The organism is Frankia sp. CeTa3Moorea (assembly GCF_978021225.1).
This window is the reverse complement of sequence record NZ_CDXDOR010000228.1, coordinates 1-5,386: the sequence shown is the minus strand read 5'-3', so window position 1 is coordinate 5,386 and position 5,386 is coordinate 1. Positions and strand designations below refer to the sequence as shown.

Annotated in this window: 1 protein-coding gene; it reads right to left on the bottom strand. The window is 74.2% G+C overall.

Features of this window, described 5'->3' with window-relative positions:
* On the bottom strand, positions 1-5,386 hold a 5,386-nt coding region (locus AC08OV_RS23200; RefSeq protein ID WP_476620318.1), incomplete at both ends, for an SDR family NAD(P)-dependent oxidoreductase.

The following is a 5,386-nucleotide window of genomic DNA, read 5'->3' as shown; positions in this document are numbered from 1 at the left end:
ACATTGCCCACCGGCATCCCCGCAGCCAACGCACCCAGCTCCGCCCGGGCCTCGCCGACCGTCCCCGCGACGACAACCGCCCGCTGCGCCAGCCGCCCCCGCCCGGCCACAAGAGCCGCCGCGACCCGCGTCAGACCGGGGAAGTCCGCTCCGGCCAGAAACTCCGCCAGCCGCCCCGCCTGCCCGGCCAGCGACCGCCCGGACTTCGCCGACAGCACCAGGACAACCGCCTCCCGGCCGGTTCCGGCGGCCGCGGACACCTCCGGTGCCGGCTCCGGCACCACCCGGGACTCCGGCTCGGGCGCCTGCTCCAGGATCAGGTGGGCGTTCGTGCCGCTCAGCCCGAACGACGAGACGCCCGCCCGGCGCGGTCGCCCGGTCTCGGGCCACGGCTGCGGCCCGGTCAGCAGCCGGACCGCGCCGGCCTCCCAGTCGACCTGGGTGGACGGCGCGTCGACGTGCAGCGTGGCCGGCAGCACGCCGTGCCGCAGCGCGAGCACGGTCTTGATCACCCCGGCCACGCCCGAGGCGGCCTGCGCATGGCCGATGTTCGACTTCAGCGACCCCAGCCACAGCGGCCGGTCGGCTGGCCGGCCCTGGCCGTACGTCGCCAGCAGGGCCTGGGCCTCGATCGGATCACCGAGCGTCGTACCCGTCCCGTGGCCCTCCACAGCGTCCACGTCGCCGACTGCCAGGCCGGCGTCGGCCAGCGCCCGCCGGATCACCCGCTGCTGCGACGGGCCGTTCGGGGCCGTCAGTCCGTTCGAGGCCCCGTCCTGGTTGACCGCCGACCCCCGCACCACGGCCAGGATCCGATGCCCGCGGGCCCGGGCGACCGACAGCCGCTCCAGCACGACCACACCGGCGCCCTCAGCCCAGCCCGTGCCGTCGGCAGCGTCCGCGTACGACTTGCACCGGCCGTCGCGGGCCAGCCCGCGCTGCCGGGAGAACTGCACGAACGCGCCAGGCCCGGACATCACCGCCGCCCCGCTGGCCAGGGCGAGCGAGCACTCGCCGGACCGCAGCGCCTGCGCGGCCAGGTGGATCGCCACGAGCGACGAGGAGCACGCCGTGTCGACCGTCACGGCCGGTCCCTCGAACCCGAACACGTACGACACCCGGCCGGACGCCACACTCGCGCCGGCCCCGGTGGTGACGAACCCCTCCAGCTCGGCGGGCACCTTGCCGGACCCGTATCCGCCGCCCATCAGACCCGAGTACACGCCGACGTCGGTGCCGCGCAGCGCGGCCGGGTCGATCCCCGTCCGTTCGAGGGCCTCCCAGGAGACCTCGAGCAGCAGGCGCTGCTGGGGGTCCATCGCGAGCGCCTCACGCGGCGAGATGCCGAAGAACGCGGCGTCGAACAGGCCGGCCTCGTGCAGGAAACCACCCTGGTCGGTGTACGACGTCCCGGGCTTGTCGGGGTCGGGGTCGAACAGGCCGTCGAGGTCCCAGCCACGGTCGAGAGGAAAACCGGAGACGCCGTCCCGGGCCTCCACGACCAGCCGCCACAGGTCGTCGGGCGTGCGGACGCCGCCGGGCAGCCGGCAGGCCATGCCGACGATCGCGATCGGCTCGTTCGCCGCCGCCGGCAGGACCGGCGCCGCCGCGGGTACGGAGCCCTCGGCCGGCTCGCCGAGCTCACCCAGCTCCGCGAGCAGGTGGCGGGCCAGCGCGGCAGGGGTGGGGTGGTCGAAGACGACGGTCGCGGGCAGCCGCAGCCCGGTCGCCTCCCGCAGCCGGTTGCGCAGCTCCACCGACGTCAGCGAGTCGAAACCCGTGTCGCGGAAGGCGGTGTCGTCGCGGACCTGGTCGGCGCCCGAGTGCCCGAGCACCGTCGCGGCATGGCTGCGGACCAGGCCCAGCACCACGGCTTCACGCTCGGCCGCCGACAGCCCGACCAGGCTCCGGGTCAGGCCGTTCCCCTCGGGGACGCCCGCCGCGGCAGGCGTACGGGCCGAGCGCACGAGCCCGCGCGCCAGGGCCGGGACGGCGCGTCCGACGGCGGCGGCCGACCGCATCGCGCGCAGGTCGAGCCTGATGGGCACCAACAGCGGTGACCCGGTCCGGAGGGCGGCGTCAAACAGGTCCATGCCCTCGGCCGAGCCGAGCGTGCCGCCACCCACCTGGCTGACCCGGGCCTGGTCGGTCTCGCCGAGGTGGCCGGTCAGCGCGGTCGCCTCTTCCCACAGGCCCCAGGCCAGCGAGACTCCGGGCCGGCCCTCGGCCCGGCGTCGGGCCACGAGGGCGTCGAGGCAGGCGTTGGCGGCGGCGTAGTTGCCCTGCCCGGCCGACCCGAACACGCCGGCCGCGGAGGAGTAGACGACGAACGCGTCGAGGTCGAGATCGCGGGTCAACGCGTCCAGGTGGTCGACGGCGGTCACCTTCGGCCCGAAGACACCCGCCACCCGCTCCGGCGTCTGTGCCTCGACGACGCCGTCGTCGAGCACACCTGCGGTGTGCACGACGGCGGACAGCGGGTGCTCGGCCGGTACGGCGTCCAGCAGGGCCGCGAGGGCGTCCCGGTCGGTGGCATCGGCAGCCACCACCCGGATGGTCTGGGCACCCAGCTCGGCCAGCTCGGCCGCCAGCTCCCCAGCACCCGGGGCGTCCGGGCCGCGCCGGCTGGTCAGCAACAGGTGCCGGACACCGTGCCGGGTGACCAGGTGCCGGGCGGTGAGCGCGCCGAGCGTGCCGGTGCCGCCCGTGATGAGCACCGTGCCGTCCGGCCGCCATGCGGGCTCCGCGTCCGTGTCCGCGTTCACGCCGGGCCGGGCCAGCCGCGCCGCCGAGAGGGCTGATCCGCGGACGGCGGCCTGCGGCTCGTCGCCCGCCAGCATCGCGGCCAGCGGGCCCTCCAGCCGGGCGGCGTCCAGCTCCGCGCTGGGGTCGGTGCCCGCGCTCGGGTCGGTGTCTGCGCTCGGGTCGGTGTCGAGCAGGAGAAACCGGTCCGGGTGCTCGGCCTGCGCGGTGCGCACCAGGCCCCAGACGGCGGCGCCGGCCGGGTCGGCGAGGTCGGCCCCGGAGACCGCGACGGCGCCCCGGGTGACCACCACGAGCATCGAGTCCTCGAGCCCGGGCTCGGCCAGCCATGCCTGCAGCAGGTCGAGCATCCAGGTGGTGGCGGCAAGCGCGTCGCCGCGACCGGAGGCCGCCACCACGGCCAGCACCGGGTCCTCCGTGACGACACCGGCCAGGACGGCGATCTCCTCCGCCGCGTACAGCGGAACGATCGCCGGTGGCTCGGCGACGGCCGGCGCGGCCGGGAGGGCGGCCCACTCCACCGTGAACAGCGAGTTCCGGGCAGCCGCCCGGGCCACCTCCAGGCGGTCGGCGGCGACCGGCCGGGAGACCAGCGACGCCAGGGTGAGCACGGGCGCGCCGGTCTCGTCTGCGACGTGCAGGGCCAGCGCATCCGAGCCGGACGGGCTGAGCCGGGCCCGGACCACCGCGGCGCCGGGCGTGTGCAGCCGGAAGCCGCTCCAGTCGAACGGCAGCAGCGGCGTCTGGTGCTCGCGCGGGCCGCCCGAGGCGGTGGCCGCAAGCATCATCGCGTGCAGGGCGGCGTCCAGGAGGGCCGGGTGGATACCGAACCGGCCGGCCTGCGCGCGTTGCCCGTCCGGCAGCGCGACCTCGGCGAAGACCTCCTCGCCGCGCCGCCAGACCGCTCGCACGCCCTGGAACGCCGGACCGTAGCCGTACCCGGCCCGGTCCAGCTCCGCGTACCCGTCGCCGACATCGACCATCCGCGCGCCGCTCGGCGGCCAGACGGCCATCTCGTGAGCCGGTCGGGTGGCGTCCGCAGGCGAGAGCGTGCCGCTGGCGTGCCGGACCCAGGGGTCGGCGTCGCCGTCCTCGGGCTCGCCGCCGTCCGACCGCGCATAGATCTCCACCGGCCGGGTGCCGTCGCCGCCGGGCCCGCCGACGGCGACCTGGAGGCGGACCGCGCCCTGTTCGGGCAGTACGAGCGGCGTCTCGACGACGAGTTCACCGAGAGCGCCGCACCCGACCTCCTCACCCACCCGGACAGCCAGCTCGACCAGAACGGCACCGGGCACCACAGCCACGCCGCCCACCCGATGGTCAGAAAGCCACAGCTGAGCACGCAGCGACAACCGACCGGTCGCCAGCAGCCCCCCGGTCTGCGGCACAGGCACGGCCGCACCAAGAAGCGGATGGTCAATCGCGGTGAGACCGAGACCGCCGGCGTCGACGTCACGACTCTGAGGGATAAGCCAGTAATGGCGATGGTCAAAGGCATAGGTCGGCAGCTCGACCCATCGACTCGATGCCGGAAGCAGGGCCTTCCAATCCACGGCGACACCGGCGGCGAACATCTGCCCGATCGACGTGAGCAGTCGCCGCACTCCCCCGTCGTCACGGCGCAGACTGCCGCCCGCCATAACCGTCCGATCAAGATGATCAGCGGTCTCGGTCACCGACTGAACGAGCATCGGATGTGTGCTGATCTCCGTGAACCTTGTGTACCCGGCGTCGATCAGCTCAGCGGTCACCGGCGCGAAACGGACTGGATGACGCAGGTTGCGGTACCAGTAGCCGCCATCCAGAACACCGGGCTCACGGACCCACCCCTGGGTCAGGGTCGAACAGAACGGCAGCACGGGCGCCTGAGCCCGGACATCAGCCAGCGAAACAGCCAACTCCCGCTCGATCGCCTCGACATGCGAGGTATGAGAGGCGTAGTCGACGGCGATCCGCCGCGCCCGGACATCATCACGCTCCGCAAGGGCCAGCACCTCGGTGAGAGCATCGCCGTCCCCCGCAACGACAACGGAGACCGGGCTGTTGACCGCCGCGACCGAAACCCGGCCAGCCCACGGCCGCAACCACTGTTCAACCTCCTCCTCGGGCAGCGCCACCGAGGCCATACCACCCCGCCCGGACAGCGACCGGGCAATGGCCTGAGCCCGAACAGCGACAACGCGGGCGGCGTCCTCGAGGGAAAGCGCTCCAGCGACACAGGCCGCCGCGATCTCACCCTGCGAATGCCCGATCACCGCGTCCGGCACCACCCCGACCGAGATCCAGACCTCGGCCAACCCGACCATGACCGCGAAACTCGCCACCTGGACGACATCCACCCGGCCGGCGAACTCCTCGTCCACCTCCCCCCGCAGAACCGCCTCCAGCGACCAGTCAATCCACGCCCCGAACACCTCCGAGCAAGCCCGGATCCGGTCCGCGAAAACCGCCGACGAATCCAGCAGCTCCCGGCCCATACCCAGCCACTGCGCGCCCTGCCCCGGAAACACCCAGACCAGCCCGCCCTCCACCCGCGCACCGGTGACAAGAGCCGGATCACTCCCACCCTCAGCCAACGCTGTCAACGCCGCGGACGCCTCCGCACCACCGGACGCCACCACCA